Source organism: Methylobacterium sp. P1-11 (genome assembly GCF_008329595.1).
Taxonomy (GTDB): domain Bacteria; phylum Pseudomonadota; class Alphaproteobacteria; order Rhizobiales; family Beijerinckiaceae; genus Methylobacterium.
This window is the reverse complement of sequence record NZ_NPKS01000034.1, coordinates 23,562-42,098: the sequence shown is the minus strand read 5'-3', so window position 1 is coordinate 42,098 and position 18,537 is coordinate 23,562. Positions and strand designations below refer to the sequence as shown.

At 72.0% G+C, this 18,537-nt stretch carries 19 protein-coding genes and 2 riboswitches; of the genes, 11 read left to right on the top strand and 8 right to left on the bottom strand.

Annotation, left to right across the window (positions count from 1 at the left end; all coding sequences use genetic code 11):
• Position 1 precedes the first annotated feature (1 nt).
• The 5 genes from cobF to CIW48_RS26450 form a co-directional block, all read right to left on the bottom strand.
• Positions 2-790, bottom strand: a complete 789-nt coding sequence (cobF, locus tag CIW48_RS26470; protein WP_149313414.1) for a precorrin-6A synthase (deacetylating) — start codon at positions 788-790, stop codon at positions 2-4.
• A gap of 48 nt (positions 791-838) precedes the next feature.
• Positions 839-1,777, bottom strand: coding sequence for an ornithine cyclodeaminase family protein (locus tag CIW48_RS26465; RefSeq protein ID WP_149313413.1), 939 nt, complete (start codon positions 1,775-1,777; stop codon positions 839-841).
• 124 nt (positions 1,778-1,901) lie between these two features.
• Positions 1,902-3,023, bottom strand: a complete 1,122-nt coding sequence (locus CIW48_RS26460) for a DSD1 family PLP-dependent enzyme (protein WP_149313412.1) — start codon at positions 3,021-3,023, stop codon at positions 1,902-1,904.
• Positions 3,024-3,069: 46 nt separating this feature from the next.
• On the bottom strand, positions 3,070-4,209 hold the full coding sequence (locus CIW48_RS26455; protein WP_149313411.1) for a pyridoxal-phosphate dependent enzyme: 1,140 nt from the start codon (positions 4,207-4,209) through the stop codon (positions 3,070-3,072).
• A 183-nt stretch (positions 4,210-4,392) separates the two neighbouring features.
• A complete protein-coding gene (locus CIW48_RS26450) occupies positions 4,393-5,655 on the bottom strand; it encodes a D-amino acid dehydrogenase (RefSeq protein WP_149313410.1) in 1,263 nt (420 codons plus the stop codon).
• Between the two features lie 68 nt (positions 5,656-5,723).
• Positions 5,724-5,833, bottom strand: a riboswitch (glycine riboswitch).
• A 3-nt stretch (positions 5,834-5,836) separates the two neighbouring features.
• A riboswitch (glycine riboswitch) is annotated at positions 5,837-5,939 on the bottom strand.
• 190 nt (positions 5,940-6,129) lie between these two features.
• Here CIW48_RS26450 and CIW48_RS26445 point away from each other — a divergent pair.
• The 3 genes from CIW48_RS26445 to CIW48_RS26435 all read left to right on the top strand — a co-directional run bounded on the left by CIW48_RS26445 (position 6,130) and on the right by CIW48_RS26435 (position 7,601).
• On the top strand, positions 6,130-6,465 hold the full coding sequence (locus tag CIW48_RS26445) for a hypothetical protein (RefSeq protein WP_091787465.1): 336 nt from the start codon (positions 6,130-6,132) through the stop codon (positions 6,463-6,465).
• Positions 6,466-6,656: 191 nt separating this feature from the next.
• Positions 6,657-6,908, top strand: coding sequence for a hypothetical protein (locus CIW48_RS26440; protein WP_149313409.1), 252 nt, complete (start codon positions 6,657-6,659; stop codon positions 6,906-6,908).
• 87 nt (positions 6,909-6,995) lie between these two features.
• Positions 6,996-7,601, top strand: coding sequence for a glutathione S-transferase (locus CIW48_RS26435; RefSeq protein ID WP_149313408.1), 606 nt, complete (start codon positions 6,996-6,998; stop codon positions 7,599-7,601).
• Positions 7,602-7,623: 22 nt separating this feature from the next.
• On the opposite strand, the gene CIW48_RS26430 is transcribed toward CIW48_RS26435, so the two are convergent.
• The gene (locus tag CIW48_RS26430; RefSeq protein WP_149313407.1) at positions 7,624-8,097 is read right to left on the bottom strand and encodes a DoxX family membrane protein; all 474 of its coding nucleotides are present in this window, start codon (positions 8,095-8,097) and stop codon (positions 7,624-7,626) included.
• 453 nt (positions 8,098-8,550) lie between these two features.
• Here CIW48_RS26430 and CIW48_RS26425 point away from each other — a divergent pair, with 453 nt between their 5' ends.
• The gene (locus CIW48_RS26425) at positions 8,551-9,348 is read left to right on the top strand and encodes a glycosyltransferase family A protein (protein WP_149313406.1); all 798 of its coding nucleotides are present in this window, start codon (positions 8,551-8,553) and stop codon (positions 9,346-9,348) included.
• A gap of 125 nt (positions 9,349-9,473) precedes the next feature.
• Here the strand turns inward: CIW48_RS26425 and argE are convergent, their stop codons facing one another.
• Positions 9,474-10,676: an acetylornithine deacetylase gene (gene argE / locus CIW48_RS26420; RefSeq protein WP_149313405.1), complete on the bottom strand. Its 1,203-nt coding sequence runs from the start codon at positions 10,674-10,676 to the stop codon at positions 9,474-9,476.
• 206 nt (positions 10,677-10,882) lie between these two features.
• Here argE and CIW48_RS26415 point away from each other — a divergent pair, with 206 nt between their 5' ends.
• The 7 genes from CIW48_RS26415 (at position 10,883) to CIW48_RS26385 (ending at position 18,215) form a co-directional block, all read left to right on the top strand.
• Positions 10,883-11,188, top strand: a complete 306-nt coding sequence (locus CIW48_RS26415) for a hypothetical protein (RefSeq protein ID WP_149313404.1) — start codon at positions 10,883-10,885, stop codon at positions 11,186-11,188.
• A 67-nt stretch (positions 11,189-11,255) separates the two neighbouring features.
• Positions 11,256-12,122, top strand: coding sequence for an alpha/beta hydrolase (locus CIW48_RS26410; RefSeq protein WP_173009410.1), 867 nt, complete (start codon positions 11,256-11,258; stop codon positions 12,120-12,122).
• Positions 12,123-12,326: 204 nt separating this feature from the next.
• A complete protein-coding gene (locus tag CIW48_RS26405) occupies positions 12,327-14,228 on the top strand; it encodes an HWE histidine kinase domain-containing protein (RefSeq protein ID WP_149313403.1) in 1,902 nt (633 codons plus the stop codon).
• Between the two features lie 384 nt (positions 14,229-14,612).
• The gene (locus CIW48_RS26400) at positions 14,613-14,933 is read left to right on the top strand and encodes a hypothetical protein (RefSeq protein ID WP_246695427.1); all 321 of its coding nucleotides are present in this window, start codon (positions 14,613-14,615) and stop codon (positions 14,931-14,933) included.
• Between the two features lie 231 nt (positions 14,934-15,164).
• Positions 15,165-15,842, top strand: a complete 678-nt coding sequence (locus tag CIW48_RS26395) for a carbonic anhydrase (RefSeq protein WP_149313402.1) — start codon at positions 15,165-15,167, stop codon at positions 15,840-15,842.
• A gap of 2 nt (positions 15,843-15,844) precedes the next feature.
• On the top strand, positions 15,845-17,425 hold the full coding sequence (locus tag CIW48_RS26390; RefSeq protein WP_246695426.1) for a SulP family inorganic anion transporter: 1,581 nt from the start codon (positions 15,845-15,847) through the stop codon (positions 17,423-17,425).
• A gap of 439 nt (positions 17,426-17,864) precedes the next feature.
• On the top strand, positions 17,865-18,215 hold the full coding sequence (locus CIW48_RS26385) for a hypothetical protein (protein WP_149313401.1): 351 nt from the start codon (positions 17,865-17,867) through the stop codon (positions 18,213-18,215).
• A 48-nt stretch (positions 18,216-18,263) separates the two neighbouring features.
• On the opposite strand, the gene CIW48_RS26380 is transcribed toward CIW48_RS26385, so the two are convergent.
• Positions 18,264-18,479, bottom strand: a complete 216-nt coding sequence (locus CIW48_RS26380) for a hypothetical protein (protein ID WP_149313400.1) — start codon at positions 18,477-18,479, stop codon at positions 18,264-18,266.
• Positions 18,480-18,537 lie beyond the last annotated feature (58 nt).

Here is an 18,537-nt window from a genome sequence, read left to right as displayed (position 1 = left end):
TCTAGTCGGGTTCGCCGGCCCTGTCCGTGGCGGCGCGGTCACGGCGCAGCAGGTAGATGTCCATGATCCAGCCGTGCCGGGCCCGCGCCTCCGCCCGGACCCGCCGGATCTCCTCGCCCACATCGCCGAGGCGACCGGCGATCAGGATCTCGTCCGGGCTGCCGAGATAGGCCCCCCAGTGGATCGTCACATCCGGGTCGAGATGGCCGAAGGCCGGGTCGCCGTCGAGCATCACCACGACGCTGTCGGCCTCCCCGGGCCAGCCCGCGGCGAGGCGCCGGCCGGTGGTGATCAGCACCGATCCGCCGATGCCGTTCAGCGGAACGCCGTGGCGGGCGGCGAGCACCTGCACGCTCGACAGGCCGGGGACCACCGTGCGGGTGAACGCCACGCGCCCTCGCGCGGCGATGTGGTCGAGGATGCGGAGCACGCTGTCGTAGAGGGCCGGATCGCCCCAGGCCAGGATCGCCCCCACCTCCCCGGCCCCGAGATGGGCCGCGAAGGCCGCCTCCAGCCGCTCGGCCCGGGCCGCGTGCCAGGCCGCGACGGTGCTGCCGTAATCGGCCGGGCGGCGCTCCCGGGGCGGATCCTCCACGGCGACGATCCGGTGGGGTTTTCGGATATGGGCCGCGCAGATCCGGCGGCGGCTCTCGACGAGGTCGGCGGTCTCGGCGCGCTTGTCGAGGACGAACACCGCGTCGACATCGGCGAGCGCCCGCACCGCCTGGAGGGTCAGGTGCTCGGGATCGCCCGTGCCGATGCCGATGACCCGGATCAGCCTGTCCTGCATGCCGTCCTGTCCTCCGCCGGGGCGGGGGAGGGCCGGCGCCGGCCTCCCCTACAGGCGCGCATCGGCTTTGGCGAGGATCGCCCGGGCGATGGTCAGATCCTGCAGGGCGATGCCGGAGGAATCGAACGCGGTGATCGCCGCCGGATCCGTCCGGCCACCCTCCCCGCTCCGCAGCACGTCGCCGAGCGCGCGCAAGCCCGCCAGGGCATGCTCCGAGGCGTGCTGGAACTCGCCGATGGCGCGGGACTGCTCGGGCAGGTCGCAGAACAGCTGCGCCCGCTCCAGCAGGGCGGGGGGCAGTTCCTGCTTGCCCTTCGCGTCCGCGCCCATGGCGGCGACATGCGTGCCGGAGCGGACCCAGGCGGCCTCGAACAGAGGCGCGCGGGCGGGCGTCGCCGTGACGATCACGTCGGCGGCTTCGCAGGCCTCCCGGGGCGCGGCCGCCCGCACGTCGATCCCCGAGACCCACTGCCCCGCCAGGCGCTCGGCGAAGCCCGCGACCCTCGTGGCATCCCGGGCGACGACCAGCACCGTCTTGATCGGCAGGACCCGGGCGAGCGCCGCGCACTCGAACTCGGCCTGATTGCCGGCCCCGAACACCGCCAGCACCGTTGAATCCGGCCGGGCGAGGACGCTCGCCGCCACCGCGTCGGCGGCGGCGGTCCGGTAGGCGTTGACCCGGCCCGCCTCGATCACCGTGTCGATCCGGCCGACATCCTGGTCGAACAGCAGGATCACCGAATTGTGGCGCGGCAGACCCCGGTCCGGATTGCCCGGCCAGAACGAGCCGACCTTCAGGCCGGCGTAATCGGCCGTGGAGCCCGACTTGATCGAGAACCGGTTGGCCGGCTCAGAGCCGTGACCGAGCACCGCCGGGAACAGGGTGGTGCCCGGCACGACCGCGGCGATCAGCGCCTCCCGGGCCGCCGCGAACGCCATGGCGTGATCGACCAGGGCGGCGGATTCCTCTTCCGAGATGAAGCGCATGACGTGAGAACCTCCAGAATCGTGGTCTCGAAAGGTCCAGGACCTTTCGCGGATATCGGGCTTGGCCCGATGTCGGGGCGCCGCCCCGACACCCCGCCGAAGGGCCGAGGCCCTTCGAAAACCCCTACAGGGTCATGCCGCGGGCGGTGACCGGCCAGATGGCCTCGACCCGGCCGTTCCGCACGCCGACATACCAGTCGTAGACGTTGACCGTCGGGTCGCAATGGCCGGGGATCAGCTTCAGGCGCTCGTTGAGCGTCAGCACGTTGCCGGGATCGCTGATCACCCCGTGCTCGTCCGAGCACTTGATGTACTCCACGTCGTCCCGGCCGAAGACCACCGGCAAGCCGCTGTCGATGCTCTGCGCCTTGAGGCCGGCGTCGCAGATCGCGACGTCCGCCTTCGCCTTGCTCATGATCGCCGTGTAGATGAACAGGCTGTTCTCGAACTCCGCGATCGGCCGCCCTTCCGCATCCTTCACCCGCTGGTAATCCGCGTCCATGAAGACGTAGGAGCCGCATTGCAGCTCGTTGTAGACGCCGCTTCCGCCCTCCATGGCGAAGCTGCCGGTGCCGGCCCCCGCCACGATGGCGCAGTCGAGGCCCGCTGCCTTCAACAGGTCGACGGTGCGCCGCGTGTCGTCGATCGCCGTCTGGATCAGGGCTTGGCGCTCGCCGTAGTCGCGCACGTGCTGGGCCTTGCCCTGGTAGGCCTGCAGGCCCGCGAAGCTGAGGCCCGGCGCCGCCGCGATCTTCTTCGCGATCGCCACAGCGGGCTCGCCCGGCGCGACGCCGCAGCGGCCGGCGCCGACGTCGATCTCCACGAGGCACTCGAGGGTGACGCCGTACTTGACAGCCGACGCCGAGAGGTCGTCGACATTGCCGAGGTCATCGACGCAGACCAGCACCCGCGCCCGGGTGGCGAGCGCCGCGAGGCGCTCGATCTTCTTCGGCGCCACCACTTGGTTGGAGACCAGCACGTCGCGGATGCCGGCGCTCACAAGCGCCTCGGCCTCGCTGACCTTCTGGCAGCAGACGCCGCAGGCCCCACCCCGCTCGATCTGCATAACGGCGATGTCGGATGATTTGTGGGTCTTGGCATGCGCCCGGTGGCGCAGGCCGTGCGCCTTCATGAAGCGGCCGAGCTTCTCGATGTTGCGCTCGAGGGCGTCGAGGTCGACCAGCAGGCAGGGGGTGTCCACCTCCTCGACCGGCATCCCGACGGTGGCGGGGATATTGTTGCGCATGGTGTGTCCTCCTGATCGCGTGCAGATCTCTTGGCGGGAACCCAGGTTACGGGGCGAGGCCCAGAAGCTCGGCGATGCGCGGCGTCGCTTTGATGCCGGTGCCGGTGAGCACCACCACGGTGGTCTCCTCGGGCCGGATCGCGCCGCGCGCGGCGAGATCGGTGAGCGCCGCCGCCGCCATGGCGCAGGTCGGCTCGACGTAGAGGCCGGAGCGGGCAAGCTCCATCAGGGCCGCCTCGATGGCGTCCTCGGCGACCGCCACAGTGCCGCCGCCGGAGCGGCGCAGGGCCGCCAGCACTTCCCGGCCGCGGACCGGCTGGGCGATCGAGGCACCCTCGGCCAGCGTCGGGCGCGGGATGACCGGCACGAAATCCGCGGCGCCCGCCTCGAAACCGGCATGCAGGGGCGCACAATGGGCCGGCTGCACCGCGAAGAGCCGTGGCAGGCGGGCGATCTCGCCCCGGCGCAGCAGTTCCGAGAAGCCGATATCGCAGCCGAGGATGTTGCTGCCGGCGCCGCAGGGAATGATGACATTGTCGGGCGCGCGAAAATCCAGATCCTCCCACAGCTCGTAGGCGAGCGTCTTGGTGCCCTGGAGGAAATGGGCCTGCCAGTTGTGGCTGGCGTAGAAGATCGCATCCGCTTGGCCGACCGCGGCGTCGGCCGTGTCCTGGCGGGTGCCGGGGATCAACTCGACTTCGGCGCCGGCGGCCCGCATCTGGACGGTCTTGGCCGGCGAAGTCGAGGCCGGGACCAGGATCTTGGCCCGCATCCCGGCCGCCGCCGCATAGGTCGCCACCGCGGCGCCGCCGTTGCCTGAGGAATCCTCCAGCACCGCGTCCACCCCCTGCTGGCGCAGGATCGACAGCATCACGGAGGCGCCCCGATCCTTGAAGCTGCCGGAGGGCGCGAACCATTCGAGCTTGAAATGGGCGTGGCCACCCCGCCAGGGCCGGCGCACCAGCGGGGTGCAGCCCTCGCCGAGGGAGACCGGGTCGGAAACCGCCACCGGCAGGGCGGCGGCGTAGCGCCAGAGGGAGCGCTCGGCCGTGTCGATCTCCGCCCGCCCGATCCCCGGCAGGTCCGTGATCATCAGCGGACCGCCCGTCTCCGAGCGCCAGCGGGGCGTCTCGATCGGGTAGGTCGCGCCGGTGGCGGGGTCGAGATAGGCGGCAGACGGAGGCATCGCGGCTCGGTTTCCGGGGCGGCTCGGGAAGATAATACAAAATAATCTTGGTCGGCGCGCCTCCCTTGTGGGGACAGGACGGCGCGCCGCAATCCGGGTCGCGGCGGGCAGAGGCTCGCCGCGTCAGGGCTCCGCCCCGACACCCCGCCGAAGGGCCTCGGCCCTTCGGAAACCCAGGACCCTTCAGGCCGCGAGCGGCAGGATTCTCCGTTCCGGCGCGTGCTCGGCGGCGATCGCCCCGGCGACGAGCTCGGCGGTGGCGCCCGAGAGGGTCCAGCCGAGATGGCCGTGGCCGGTGTTGTAGAAGACCCCGGGCAGGCGGCCGCGGCCGACCTTGGGCAGCATGTTCGGCAGCATCGGGCGCAGGCCGCTCCAGGCCACGACCCGGTCGGTGTCGACGCGCGGGAACTGCTCCCGTGTCCAGTCGACCAGCGGCTGGATCCGGTCGTGGCGGATGTCGCGGTTGAAGCCGTTGAACTCGGCGGTGCCGGCGACCCGCAGGCGCTCGTCGCCGAGCCGGCTCGTGACGATCTTGGCCGCCTCGTCGAGGATGCTCACCTCGGGCGCCGCCTTCTGCGCCTCCGGGGTCAGCAGGTTCACGGTGATCGAGTAGCCCTTCACCGGGTAGACGTTGACCCGGTCGCCCAGCATCGCGGCGAAGCGCCGGCTGGCGCAGCCCGCGCAGATCACCACCGCGTCGGCGCGCAGGGCCTGCGCGCCGCCGGCCGGCTGGCCCGCTTCACGCCAGCCGACGGCATAGCCCCCCTCCCCCGGCGCGATGGTCTGGACATCTGCGTCCTGGACGAAGCGGACGCCCTTGCGGGCGCAGGCCGCGGCGAGGCCCCGGGTGAATTTGTGGATGTCGCCGGTGGCGTCCGAGGGCGTGAAGTAGCCGCCGTGATAGGTGCCGGCGAGCGTCGGCTCGATGACGCGGATCTCCTCCGGGGTCACGGCGTAGCGCTCCAGGCCGCCCTCCCGCAGCAGCGCGTTGACGGCCGTGGCCTTCTCGAAGCTCGCCCGGTCCCGGTAGAAATGCAGGATGCCGCGGGTCTTCAGGTCGAAGTCGATCCCCTCCGCCCCGGCCATGGCGAACAGGGCCTCCCGTGCCTTCAGGGCGAGCCGCACCGTCTCCACGGTGTTCTCCCGATAATGGGCGATCTCGCGGACGAACTCCGCCATCCAGGACAGCTTGTGCCAGGAGGGCTTGGGATTCATCAGCAGCGGCGCGTCGCGGCGCAGCATCCAGCGCAGGCCCTGCATCACCGTGGAGAACTTGTTCCAGACCTCGGCGTTGCAGGCCGAGAGCTGGCCGCCATTGGCGAAGGAGGTCTCCATGGCGGCGTAGCGCTGCCGGTCGAGGACGGTGACGTGGTAGCCGCGCTGGGCGAGCGCATAGGCGGTCGTCACGCCGGTGATGCCGGCGCCGATCACGGCGATGTGGGTCATGATTCGGGACTCCGAGACGTCGGGACGCGGGAAGGCCGCCCTCAAGCGGTCGGCCGGTTGCGCGCCCCATCTGTCCCGATGCCTGAGAGCTTGATCCGGCCTCGCCCTGGCGAGGCGAAGCACGGACGTCCCCTTCGGCGGGTGCCCACGGGCTCGCCCGCTGCACCACTCTCCAGATCGCCCTGACGACACGGTTCCGGTGCCTGAGAGTTTCCGGGGCGGTTGCTCCGTCGGCGCCGGGTCCCCTCTGCTGGGAAGATCCCGGTCTCTCCCGCATCGTCGCGATGGGCTGTCCCGGGATACGCCGATCGGCCGCGGGGGAGAAGCCCGCCCATCCCGCCGGCGGCCGATTCCACCGACAGCCGGTGCGCGTTGTCACCGCCGGGTCATCGCCGGGAGCGATCTGGGCCGGGAGCGATCTCGGCTGCCGGCGGTTGACCCGGCGGTTTGAGGGGGATTCCAGGGGGACGGCCGATGCTGACCAGGACCGCGATCTACGAGGGCACGGTGCGCGACGGCCGGGAGGACGAATTCTTCCGCCGGGTCCGGGACGAGCTCGAGCCGTTCTGGCGGCGGTTCCCGGGCGTCACCGCCGTGCGGGTCCAGCGCCTCGTCTCCAAGGACGACGACGCGCGGCCGATCGCCATGATCCTGGAGATGGACTTTCCCGATCAGGCGGCCCTGGACGCCTGCCTCGCCTCGCCGATCCGCCCGGAATCGCACGCCGCCACCGAGGCGGTGATGCAGATGTTCGACGGCCGCTTCTACCATCTGGTCAGCGCCGGACGGACCTTGTCGCTGGTGGATTAGGATCCGGTCGCGGGACGGCTATCACCTGCCGCATTCGCCACCTTATTTACCGCACATAAACCTAGATGGACAGATTTGCATCCTCCAAAGCTGAAAATATTCGCCTACACAGCAGTCGATCCAACACTCTTTAAGGGTCTCGGTGCAGGTTCTGACCGAGCGACACTTTTCTTGTTCAGGCGGACGGCGCGATGGCGAAGTGGATTCCTGGCGCGGCCGTCTTCGGTCTCCTGTGCCTGATGATCATCCCGGCCCCCGGGATCTGGGGCGTCCTGATCGGGGCCGCCTGTGTGCTGGCCATCGTCGGCAGCCTGTGCATGCTCCTCCTCGATCGGGTGGCGAGCGCCATCCTCGTCTGGCGCGCGCGGATGCGGGCGCGACGCCCGAGCCGGAGCCGGAGCCGGGTGGTCCATTCCGGCTCCGGGATGGCCCGGAAGGTCTGAGCGCCCGGCGGGGACTGGATTCCCCGCGGCATCGGTGCAAGGTCCCGGCGCCGCGATCACGGCGTCAAGACCCACCGGGACGGTCCGATGAAGCTCCTCTACTCCCCCGCCTCTCCCTATGCCCGCAAGGTGCTGGTCCTCGCCCACGAGACGGGACTGATCGGCCGGATCGCCGTCACCGCCGCGGGGGCCTCGCCGACCGGCCCCTCCGCGGAGGTCGCCGCCCACAATCCGCTGGGCAAGATCCCCGCCCTGGTGCTGGAGGACGGCACCGCCCTCTACGACAGCCGGGTGATCTGCGAGTATCTCGACGGCCTCTCGGCCGGGCCGCACCTGTTCCCCGAGGGCGCCGCCCGCTGGGACGCGCTGACCCGGCAGGCGCTCGCCGACGGCCTGCTCGATGCGGCGCTGCTCACCCGCTACGAGCGCGTGCTCCGCCCCGAGCCGCAGCGCTGGGACGCCTGGGAGGCCGGTCAGGTCGGCAAGATCCGCGCGGCGCTGGACCGGTTCGAGAACCTGGTCGGCGGGATGCCGGCGCTGGATATCGGCACGGTCGCGCTGGCCTGCGCGCTCGGCTACCTGGACCTGCGCTTCCCCGATCTCGCGTGGCGGGAGGGCCGCCCGGCGGTCGCGGCGTGGTACGCGGCGTTCGAACGCCGGCCCTCCATGGAAGCCACCGTGCCGAACGGCTGAAGCCCCGCGGCGCCGGGCCCCGCTACGGCCGGGCCCGGTCCGTGATCGCGTAGGGGTGGGTCGAGCCGAGCGGATCGGCGAGGAAGTCCTGGACCGTCCCGGCACCCGTGCCGAAGGTGATGAGCAGGAAGCCCCCCGCCAGGGCGAAGTTCTTCAGGAAGTCCCAGAACAGCTCGCGGCCCTTCCCTCCGGCCCAGAAATCCCCCGGCACCCAGAACTGCTTCCACAGCAGCGCCGTCACCCCGCAATAGCCGGCGAGCACGAAGGCGGCGGCCCGGTCGGCGGTCCCGGTCAGGATGCAGAGCGACATCCCGATCTCGACGCAGAGCCCGATCAGGATCAGCGCCGTCGCGGGGGCGGTGGCGTGCACGGCCTGCCGCGCCTGCCCGACCGCGCCCCTGAAATTCAGGATCTTGTCGAGGGCGCTGAACGGCAGGAACAGCAGCACGAGGAGCAGGCGGACGCCGAACGCGATCACGACGCTGAGGCTGGCCATGCGCTGAACGGTCTCCCCACCCGGCCCGGTTCAGGCCGCAGATCCAAGCCGCGAGCGGCGCAAAGGTTTCGTCCACGGCCGCGCCCGCGTGCAGATCCGCCCCCGGAACGTGCTGTGCGGGCCGGCGCGCCGCGCTTCTTCGATCACGGGTGTCGTCCGGGCAACAGTGATTTGAGCGCTCCACTCCGAATGCTTGCACGATAAAACCACAATAGGACCCAGATATATTTTTATAGATCGATAAATTATCCCACTACTATCGTCAGTAATAATTTCCATATCTCAATTCACGCACACAGGCGACCTTCGAGCAAGTCTTGACATCGTGCGTCGCATCATTCTTCGCTGGACTGATGCGCGGCCCGGCCGCCTCGCGGGCACGTTATCGCACATCGATCTTGGAAGCAGAGCTATGCTGCAAATGTCAGCGATAAAAGTCTCGGATCATTGGGCATGAGGGTAGCAGTCATCACGCCATCTCGGCTGAAGCTCTCGACCCTGGCCGGGAAAGCCGGTCAGTACTTCCTGGACCATGCGGTGGAGAGCGCCAACGCCCAGGAACTCGACAGACCGGTGACCATCCACTTCTTCGTCGGGACCGACCCCGAGACCGAGATCCCGGCGCACCTCGCGGACCATCCGCAGATCACCTTCGCGCGCGGTGAGCGCAAGGGGCAGATCCCCGCGCTGAACGCCGCGATCCGCGCCGTCGATGCCAGCTGGGACTACGTCGGCTTCCTCGAGGACGACGATCGCTGGCTGCCGCCATACCTCGCCGTTGCGCTCCGGGCCTTGGACCGCTTCGATTTCGTTTCCTCGACACAGCTCGAGGTGGACGAGGCCGGCGAGGTGGTCCGGATCAACGACTTCGCGACGCCGTCGGGCTGGCTGATGCGGCGGACCACCTTCGCGCAGGTCGGCGCGATCAGCCCGGCCTCGAAGTGGCATTACGACAACGAGTGGCTCGGCCGCCTCGCCGAGACCGGCCTGCGCCGGGTCCACCTCGTCGAGGCGACGGCGCCCGGCACCCTCCGGGACGCGATCCAGGTCCGCCCGTGGCTCGCCAACATCCTTCAGCTCGGCGGCCCCAACATAAGCCTCGCACGCCACGGCTTCGTCCTGCCGCTGGTGTGCCGCCTGGTGCATCCGGGCTCCGGAACCTCGGATGTCGGCCAGGGCGGGACCTCCAGGGCCGAGAGCGAGGCCGAGTATCAGCGGCTGATCGATCGCTTCGGGCGGATTCCGTGGTGAGACCGGGACGCCCGGCAGCCGCTGCGCGAACCGGATGAAGCTGCGCGCCCGGGAGCGCGCGCCGCCGATACGGAGACCGGTTCGGCGTAAGAGCGCGCCCGAACACGCTGAGACCGGGCGCGGCTCTAGCGGCCGGACGTACAGGCACGGATCAGCCGCCGGACGAAGCCCGCGCAGGCCTCGAGTTCGTCCCGGGTGACGTACTCGTCCGCCCGGTGGGCCCGGGCGATGGAGCCCGGCCCGATCACCACGGCCGGCACGCCGCCGAGCCGCTCGAACAACCCGCCCTCCGTGCCGTACGAGACCTTGGCGTGGCCGTTGCGGCCGGCGAGGCGCTTGGCCAGGGTCACGATCTCGGCCTCCGGGTCGGTGTCGAGGCCCGGATAATCGATCAGCGGCTCGACATCGACGCCGCAGGCCGGATCGCCAGCCCGCATCAGCGGCGCCAGCGTCCCGGTGGCGTAGGCGATCGCCGCGGCTGCCAGCGCCGCGGCATCGTCCGCGCCGATCGCCCGGTACTCGAATTCGACGCTGCAGGTGTCGGGCACGATGTTGAGCGCCGATCCACCCCGGACCACGCTCGACAGGCCGGTGGTGTGGGGCACGTCGTAGAGCGGGTCGCGGGCTCCGTCCCGGGCGATGGCCTCCGCGGACAGGCGGACATGCTCGATGAAGCGGGCGGCGTATTCCACCGCGTTGACGCCCTGGGGCGCCAGGGCCGAGTGGCTGGCCCTGCCGCGGAAGGTGAGGCGGGCGGCCGACTTGCCCTTGTGGCCGACCACCACATCCATCCCGGTGGGCTCGCCCACGAAACAGCCGAGCGGCCGCGGCACGCGCTCGCGCATCCGGGCGATCAGCGGGCGCACGCCGAGGCAGCCCACCTCCTCGTCGTACGAGATCGCGAGGTGGATCGGGGTGGCGAGGTCCGCCGCGACCATCTCGGGCAGGAGCGCGAGGCAGACCGCGAGGAATCCCTTCATGTCGGAGGTGCCGCGCCCGTAGAGCCGTCCCTGCTCCTCCCGCAGGGTGAACGGGTCCGACGACCAGGGCTGGCCGTCCGTCGGCACCACGTCGCTGTGGCCGGAGAGCACGTAGCCGGGACGGTCGGCGAACGGCCCGACGCTGACCAGCAGCGCCGCCTTCCGGCCGGTCGGATCCGGCACCCGCTCAACTGCGGCGCCCTGGCCCCGGCAATAGGCCTCGGCCCAGTCGATCAGCGGCAGGTTCGAGCGCGCGCTCACCGTGTCGAAGGCGACGAGCGTGGCGAGCAGCGCCACCGGATCGGGCGTGCCCGGGAGCGGGGGGGCGGTCTGTGCGGGCTCTGTCATGGATGGCGTGTCATGGATAGCGTCCTGCAGGCGCGCGATTCGGTCCGGTCGGCCCGGAAGGGTCGACCGGATTCCTACGGGGTTTTCAACGCTCCGGGGATCCCGGGCAACGTCCGGACCGCCCGGCGGGTCCCCGGAACCGGACGGTTGCCCGGGCGTCTCCGTCAGTGGCGGCCCCCGAAGGCCGCTCCGGCGGAGCCCGAACCATGCGTACCGGCCGCGTCCCGACCCGCGCCGCCCTGCTGCCGGTGGCGCTGCTGCTGGCCATCCCGGCCGAGGCCCGCCAGCATGACGGGAAGCATCCGGGGAAGCCGCACCATCGCACCGCCTCCGACATGGACCAGACCCTCGCCCGCAGGGCAGCGCGCGACCGGCCGCATTGGCGGGTCTGGCAGCAGACGCGGCCGCTCGTCCGGGCCCTGGCTCCGGCGACGCGCGAACGGGTCGGGGCGCCGCCGTTCACGGGCTGGGGCTACGGCGGCACCATCCCCGGGGCTTGGCCCGGCTTCTGAACCGCCTCGACCCGGCCCCGTCCGCCTGCCATGGTGCGGGTGACCGGAAGGCCTGAGACAGCCCACGATGGCACTGGAATTCCGCCTGGACGATCCGACCCCTGCGGATCCGCGCCGCCGCTGGGCCGCCCTGGCGCAGGAGGCGCGGGACGCCTGCTACGACAACACCCGCGCGGTGGCCGACAGCGCGGCCCAGATGGCCGCCCGGGACGCGGCCTCGGCCGGCTACCGGGCCGCGCATCCGGCCGGCCTCGACGTGCCCTACGGCCCCGGCGCCCGCAACGCCCTCGACCTCTATCCGGCCCGGGACGGGGGAGCGCCCTGCCTGGTCTTCATCCACGGCGGCTACTGGCAACGCGGCGCCCGGGAGCTGTTCGCCTGCTTCGCGCAGGGCCCGAACGCCGCCGGCTGGTCGGTGGCGATGGTCGGCTACACCCTGGCGCCGGAGGCGAGCCTCGCCCGGATCGTGGCGGAGACCGGCGCGGCCCTCGACTGGCTCGCCGCCCACGGGGCCGCGCACGGGATCCGCGGTCCCCTGGTCCTGTCGGGCTGGTCGGCGGGCGGGCTGCTCACCGCGATGCAGCTCGGGCACCCGGCGGTGGCGGCGGGCCTGGCGATCTCCGGCGTCTACGACCTCGCGCCGATCCGCCAGACCTCTCTGAACGCCAAGCTGAGCCTCACCGACGTCGAGATCGAGACCCTGTCGCCGCTGCGCCTCCCGGTGGTGGCGAAGCCGCTCTGCATCGCCTACGGCTCCCGCGAATTGCCGGCCCTGATCCACGACGCCCGCAACCTGCACGCCCTGCGGGCGGCGGCCCATGCGCCGGGGCCCCTGCTGCCGGTCCCCGAGGCCGAGCACTTCTCGGTGCTCAACGCCCTGCGCCGGCCGGACGGGATCCTGGTCCGGGCCGCCCATGCCCTTCTCGAGGGCTGAAGTCCCGGCCGTCATCCTGACGAAACCTCGGACGAAACCTTGGATGGCGCAGGCGACGACCACGTGCATATTTGCAACTCCCGATAGAAATTCTGTATCGCCGGAGGCCATTCCCGTCTTGTTGAGGCCCGCCGCGCATGCTCAGACGGGGTCGCGGGCACGATCTCCCTCCCCCGGGAGCCGGCCGGATCCGAGGGAGGTCGGATGCAAGCGGTCGCGCAATCGGAAACCCCTGCGGCGGCGCCCCGCGCCGATCGCGCGGACCGATCCGGCCGCCGCGGTGTCTTGGGCGTGCCGCGGCTGCGCATCGTGCTGGCTCTGGGCTTCGGCACCCTCGGCTTCCTCGCGACCCTGGCCCTCGCCGCCCTGGTGAGCCGCGAGGCGACCCGACGGCTCGAGGCGGAGGTCGGTGGCCAGCTCGCCGAGATCGCCGCCCAGATGGCCCGGGGCCTCGACATCGGGATGTTCGAGCGCTGGCGCGACATCCAGATCGCCGCCGCCTCGGACAGCCTGCGCGATCCCGGGACCGGCTCCGCCGCCAAGCGCGCCGTGATGGAGCGGCTCCAGGCGACCTATCCGGCCTATTCGATCATCGGGCTGATCGACGCCGACGGACGCGTTTCCGTGACCAGCACCGGCGCCCTGGAAGGTGCGGACGTCTCCGGCCGCGATTATTTCCGCGGCGGTCGCGCCGGGCCCTATGTGGGCGACGTACACCCGGCCAAGCTCCTCCAGGCGCGGATGCCCCCGCCCGAGGCCGGGGCGCGCGCAGCGGCGCGCGAGCCCCTGCGCCTCCTCGACGTCGCGGCTCCGGTCCGGGCGCCGGACAGCCGCGTCCTCGGGGTGCTGGCCGCCCATCTCGACTGGACCTGGGCGCGCGACATGGCGCGCATCCTCGAGGGCGGCCTCCGGGGCCACCGCCAGGGTGCCGAGATCCTGATCCTGTCCCGCGACGGCACGGTGCTCCTCGGTCCGCCCGCTTTGCAGGGCGCGCGCCTGCCCGGGTCTGTCCTGGCGGGCGGCCGGCCCCTCGATGCGCAGGGCACGAGCTGGGTTGGGCCCTGGCCCGACGGCGCCGCCGCGTATCTCAGCGCCCACGCATCCACGGCCGGTCACCGCGACTATCCGGGTCTCGGCTGGCAGGTGGTGGTGCGGCAGACGGCCGACCGGGCCCTGACCTCGGTGGCGGCCCTGCGCGGGTTCATCCTGGCGGCGGGCAGCGGGGTGGCCCTCGCGGCGGCGCTGCTCGCGTGGCTGCTGGCCGGCCTGATCGCCCGCCCCCTGTTGGAGCTGGCGGTCGCCGCCGAGACGCTGGGCCGCGACCAGCCGCTGCCGCCGCTGCCCCGCTCCCTGGTGCGCGAGGGTGCGATGATCGCCGACGCCCTGACCGCGGCGGCGGACGAACGCGCCCGGCGCGCGGAGACCCATCGACTGCTGATCGATGAACTCAATCACCGGGTGAAGAATACCCTCGCCACCGTGCAGGCGATGGCGGCGCAGAGCCTGAAGAATCTCGGCGGCGGCGCCGCCGCCGGGCGCGACGCCTTCGAGGCGCGGCTGCTCGCCCTGTCCCGCGCCCACGACATCCTGACCCGCGAGAGCTGGGCGAGCGCGGACCTGCGCGGCATCGCCGCCCAGGCGGTGCGGCCCTTCCTGGGCGCGGAACCCGCGGGTCGGGATTCTTCGGGTCGGGATTCTTCGGGTGCGACGGCACCCCGCATCACGCTGGACGGCCCCGACCTGCGGCTGCCGCCCGAGGGCGCGCTCGCGCTCACGATGATCCTGCACGAATTGTGCACCAACGCGGTCAAGCACGGCGCCCTGTCGGTTCCGGACGGGCGAGCGGCTCTGGCCTGGACGGTGGAATCCGGTCCGGACACCGAGACCCTGCGGCTGACCTGGCGCGAGTGCGGCGGCCCGCCGGTCGTCTCCCCATCGCGGACGGGATTCGGCACCCGCCTGCTGGAGCGGGGTTTTGCCGGGGGCCGGACCGCCAGCCTCACCTACGAGGCTGCTGGCCTCGTCTACGTGGCGGCCAATCCCCTGCCCGCCGCCGCCCGCGCGCCCGTACGGCCGGCGGCGCGTCTGCGCGCCGGACGGGCCTGATCCCGCTCGGGCCTGACCGGCCGTCGCTCCCGGCATCCTCCCGGCATCCTCCCGGCATCCTCCCGGCATCCTCCCGGCATCCTCCCGACAGCGCCCCGACAGCGCCCCGCTCCGTCGCGGCGGGAGAGTGGCCGGGCATCCCGGTGGCCCGGCAGGATACGTTCCGGGTGCGCCAAAACCGGATATCCCTTTAATCCCGTCGATGATTTCATCAGACAACAATGACGTGCGCGATCGCACCCAATAGTACAGGGATGAGGATTAAAGCTTTCATTGATGGAATGTGCTGAGACGCACACGCACTTTTGGATAGTTTGACTAGGGTCGACTTATCGGCAGGGATGCGGTGTCCCTCGCCACAAGACGAACATGCGAGGAAACGCCATGACCCAGTCCAGACACCTCCCGGTCCGCGGCACCACTGTCGGCCTCGCCCTGGGCCTCCTGCTCGGCGTACCCCTGGCGGCCCAGGCGGGTGAGGGCGGCGGCGGCAGCCGTCAGGCTGCCGGCGGCGGCCATATGAGCTCCTACGTCAGCGATCCCAATCACGATCCGCGCTCGCTGCATTCGCAGCGCTCCGGGACCGGGCAGATCCTCGGGGCGCCGATGCTTCACGACCGGGCCGGTGCCACGGTCGCCCCCGGCCGGGTGGTCGACCCGCACTGGGCTTCCGGAACCGGCGAGCCCCGCCGGATCCGACGCTGAGGATCCGAGGCTCAGACTGACCGTCGGCTGGCCGTCGACTGACCGTCCGGCCCTGGGCCGGCGGTTCAGCCTCCACCGCCCGGCCCCACCGGCCGGGCGGCCCCGACCCGATCCGAATGCCGCTTCGCACGCCCCTTCCGCACGTCCCGTCCATACCCTGACGGGCACGGCCTGCGCGCATCGCCCTCCCCCGTCCCGTCCTCCGGTTCTCCCAGCGTCAGAGATCCCTTCATGAACAACCTGATCCAGGGCATTGCGAGCTTTCAGGGGAGCGTCTTTCCCGGCCAGCGGCAGATGTACCAGCAGCTGGTGCGCGACGGTCAGCACCCGAGCGCGCTGATCATCGCCTGCGCGGATTCCCGGGTCTCGCCCGAGCACATCACCCAGGCGGGGCCCGGAGACCTGTTCGTCTGCCGCAACGCCGGCAACATCGTGCCCCCGGCCTCCGACGTGGTCGGCGGCGTCTCCTCGGCGATCGAGTACGCCGTGGTGGCACTGGGCGTGCGCGACATCGTGGTCTGCGGCCATTCCGATTGCGGCGCCATGAAGGGGCTGATGAACCGGGATCTGCTCAAGCGCATGCCCAGCGTCGCCGCCTGGCTGCGCCACGCCGAGGCCGCCGAGCGGATCGTCTGCGAAGCCTATCCCGAAGGGATGGATGAACAGGCCCGCCACCACGCCCTGGCCCTGGAGAACGTGGTGGTCCAGCTCGCCAACCTGCGCACCCATCCGAGCGTCGCCGCCGCCCTGGCCAAGGGATCCCTGCGGCTGCACGGCTGGTTCTTCGAGATCGAGACCGGGGCCCTCCTGGCCTATGACGGCGCGAGCGGGCGCTTCCGGCCGATCGCCGGGGCCGACATGCCCGTGGCGCAGGATTCCTCCGCCGGCAGCCGCCTGCAGGCGGCCTGATCATGCGCCCCCCCGGCAGCCTGACCACACGCCTGCACACCGCCCTCGCCCCGGGCGGCGCCGTCCGGACGAGCCTCGCCCGGGACCTGCCCGCCTCCGTGGTGGTCTTCCTCGTCGCGCTGCCCCTTTGCATGGGCATCGCCATCGCGTCCGGCGTGCCGCCGGAACGCGGCCTCATCACCGGCATCGTCGGCGGCATCGTGGTCGGATTCCTCGCCGGCTCGCCGCTCCAGGTCAGCGGGCCCGCCGCCGGGCTCGCCGTGATCGTCTACGGGTTCGTGCAGGCGCACGGTCTCGACGTCCTGGGCCCCGTCCTGGTGGTGGCGGGCCTCGTCCAGCTCGCCGCCGGCGCCCTGCGGGTCGGTGGCTGGTTCCGGGCGATCTCGCCGGCCGTGGTGCACGGCATGCTGGCCGGCATCGGGATCCTGATCGTGCTGGCCCAGATCCACGTCCTGGCCGACGCCCTCCCCCGGGCGAGCGGCCTCGACAACCTCGTGGCGATCCCGGCCGCGTTCTTCGACTTCGTCACCGGCGCGGGCGACCGCACCGGGGCCGTGATCGTCGGCGGGATCACCATCGCGGCGATGATCGCCTGGGAGCGGCTGCGCCCGGCGCGGCTCCGGCTCCTGCCCGGGGCGCTGATCGGCGTGCTGGCGGGCAGCCTGGTGGCGGGGCTCGGGGATTTCGCCGTCAAGCGCGTGGCGGTGCCGGAGGCGCTGTTCTCCGGCCTCGCCCTGCCGGGCGCCGAGTCCTGGGCGCGCCTCGCCGAGGCCGAGATCCTGATCATGGCCCTGGTCATCGCGGTGATCGCCAGCGCCGAGAGCCTGCTCTCGGCGGCGGCCGTCGACCGGATGCATGACGGCCCCCGCACCCAATTCAACCGGGAACTCGGCGCGCAGGGCATCGGCAACCTGATCTGCGGCCTCGTCGGCGCGCTGCCGATGACCGGGGTGATCGTGCGCTCCTCGGCCAACGTCCAGGCGGGCGCCGTGAGCCGCGCCGCCACGGTGATGCACGGGACCTGGATCCTGGCCTTCCTGCTCGCCCTGCCCTGGCTGCTGGCCCTGGTGCCGACCGCGAGCCTCGCCGGCATCCTGGTGGTCACCGGCTGGCGGCTGGCGAGCCCGGCCCACGCCCTGCACCTGCAGGCCCGCTACGGCTGGCTGACCGCGGCGATCTGGCTCGCCACGCTGGCCACCGTGGTGGCGGTGGACCTGCTCACCGGGGTGCTCACCGGCCTCGCCCTGAGCCTGGTCCAGGCCCTGCCGAGCCTGCGCAAGGGCCGGCTCCGGATCGAACACGCGGCGGCCCCCGAGGTGCCGGGCGTGCCGGAGCTGCGCCTGTCGGGGGCGGCGACCTTCCTGCAGCTGCCGAGCCTCACGGCGGCGCTGGAGCGCACCCCCGCGGGCGACGAGGTTCGCCTCGCCACCGACAATCTCGCGGCCATCGACCACACCTGCCTGGAGATGATCGGCGATTGGGCGAGCCGGCGCAGCGCCGCCGGCAGCCGGATCGCCGTGGTCGGGGGGTCTGGCGTTCCGCACGACCGGCTCGCCGCCGCGGTGGCGGCGCCGGCTCACTAGGCGGCCTCCACCGCAGGCGCCGCCGATTCGGCGGAGGGACGCCGAGAAGGACGCCGAGAAGGACGCAAGGGGGCCGTTTCCGATCACCTGGCCGTCGGGAGCGGCCCCCGGGCGCGCTGCAACCTCCGCTCCGCGCAGGCCCCGCGGGCGGGACCATCGATCCCGCGGCGCCCCCGCGACGGATCGAGGCCCCGCGCGGAGGCAGCGCCGGCTTGCACCACGTCCGCTCGAGGCATCCCGCCGCGGCGGCCGGGCGGGCGGCGTGACCCGGGACGAGCGTCGTCAAGGCGGCCCGGCCCCGGGAATTCCACGATCTTCAAAACCGGTTAATCCTAAATCTTCGCAGGCCTTTAACGAGCGGAGCGCCAGACTCGGCGATACGGCAGGCCCGCTCTGCGGGATCGGTCGGCGCACATGATTCTCGTCAGGAGCTTCGTCGATGATCAGGTCCCTCGCGGCCTCGGCCGCCTGCCTGGTCCTGTGCGGCGCCGCGGCGGCGCAGGACATGCCCGGCCTCGCCACCCTGAGCCCGTCCGATCCGGGCCAGCCGGTGGCGGCGAGCCCATCCGATCCGGCGCCGGACGGTGGGCCCGCGCCGGGATTGCGCCTGGGGACCGGTCCCGATCAGGCCGCCTTCCGGCCCGCGCCCGGCCGGTCCCCCCTCGGCATCACCGCCGCCGACCCCGCGCAGACGACCGCCAGCCTGAAGGCCCCGTCGGCCGCGTCCAAGCCGTGGTGCGCGCAGGAACGGCGGGTCGGCACCGGTCAGGGCTTCTGCCTGGTCAATTGAGCGGTCCCGTCAACCGTCCCGGGACCCCTGCAGGGTCCGGCGGCCGGATCAGGAGGCCGCGTAGACCGTGACCTCGTCGAAGGTCCCGCCTTCCGGCGCGTAGTCCAGGGAGGCGACGAGGAGCACCAGCACGGCCGCCCCGACGACCGCGACGCCGAGCACCCGCGTGATCCGATCCGCGTGGGCGCGGGCGGCGTGGATCACCGCGCAGCCGAGCAGGAAGGCGCAGACCTGCGTGACCGGCGTGGCGAGTACCGGGGTCATCGCGGCCTCCCGGTCATCCGCGGACGGCCGATCCCGCCGATCCTATCCATGGCACGCC

Coding starts and splice junctions, on each gene's coding strand:
- cobF (WP_149313414.1), bottom strand. CDS start 790: ATGCAGGACAGGCTGATCCGGGTCATCGGCATCGGCACGGGCGATCCC.
- CIW48_RS26465 (WP_149313413.1), bottom strand. CDS start 1,777: ATGCGCTTCATCTCGGAAGAGGAATCCGCCGCCCTGGTCGATCACGCC.
- CIW48_RS26460 (WP_149313412.1), bottom strand. CDS start 3,023: ATGCGCAACAATATCCCCGCCACCGTCGGGATGCCGGTCGAGGAGGTG.
- CIW48_RS26455 (WP_149313411.1), bottom strand. CDS start 4,209: ATGCCTCCGTCTGCCGCCTATCTCGACCCCGCCACCGGCGCGACCTAC.
- CIW48_RS26450 (WP_149313410.1), bottom strand. CDS start 5,655: ATGACCCACATCGCCGTGATCGGCGCCGGCATCACCGGCGTGACGACC.
- CIW48_RS26445 (WP_091787465.1), top strand. CDS start 6,130: ATGCTGACCAGGACCGCGATCTACGAGGGCACGGTGCGCGACGGCCGG.
- CIW48_RS26440 (WP_149313409.1), top strand. CDS start 6,657: ATGGCGAAGTGGATTCCTGGCGCGGCCGTCTTCGGTCTCCTGTGCCTG.
- CIW48_RS26435 (WP_149313408.1), top strand. CDS start 6,996: ATGAAGCTCCTCTACTCCCCCGCCTCTCCCTATGCCCGCAAGGTGCTG.
- CIW48_RS26430 (WP_149313407.1), bottom strand. CDS start 8,097: ATGGCCAGCCTCAGCGTCGTGATCGCGTTCGGCGTCCGCCTGCTCCTC.
- CIW48_RS26425 (WP_149313406.1), top strand. CDS start 8,551: ATGAGGGTAGCAGTCATCACGCCATCTCGGCTGAAGCTCTCGACCCTG.
- argE (WP_149313405.1), bottom strand. CDS start 10,676: ATGACAGAGCCCGCACAGACCGCCCCCCCGCTCCCGGGCACGCCCGAT.
- CIW48_RS26415 (WP_149313404.1), top strand. CDS start 10,883: ATGCGTACCGGCCGCGTCCCGACCCGCGCCGCCCTGCTGCCGGTGGCG.
- CIW48_RS26410 (WP_173009410.1), top strand. CDS start 11,256: ATGGCACTGGAATTCCGCCTGGACGATCCGACCCCTGCGGATCCGCGC.
- CIW48_RS26405 (WP_149313403.1), top strand. CDS start 12,327: ATGCAAGCGGTCGCGCAATCGGAAACCCCTGCGGCGGCGCCCCGCGCC.
- CIW48_RS26400 (WP_246695427.1), top strand. CDS start 14,613: ATGACCCAGTCCAGACACCTCCCGGTCCGCGGCACCACTGTCGGCCTC.
- CIW48_RS26395 (WP_149313402.1), top strand. CDS start 15,165: ATGAACAACCTGATCCAGGGCATTGCGAGCTTTCAGGGGAGCGTCTTT.
- CIW48_RS26390 (WP_246695426.1), top strand. CDS start 15,845: ATGCGCCCCCCCGGCAGCCTGACCACACGCCTGCACACCGCCCTCGCC.
- CIW48_RS26385 (WP_149313401.1), top strand. CDS start 17,865: ATGATCAGGTCCCTCGCGGCCTCGGCCGCCTGCCTGGTCCTGTGCGGC.
- CIW48_RS26380 (WP_149313400.1), bottom strand. CDS start 18,479: ATGACCCCGGTACTCGCCACGCCGGTCACGCAGGTCTGCGCCTTCCTG.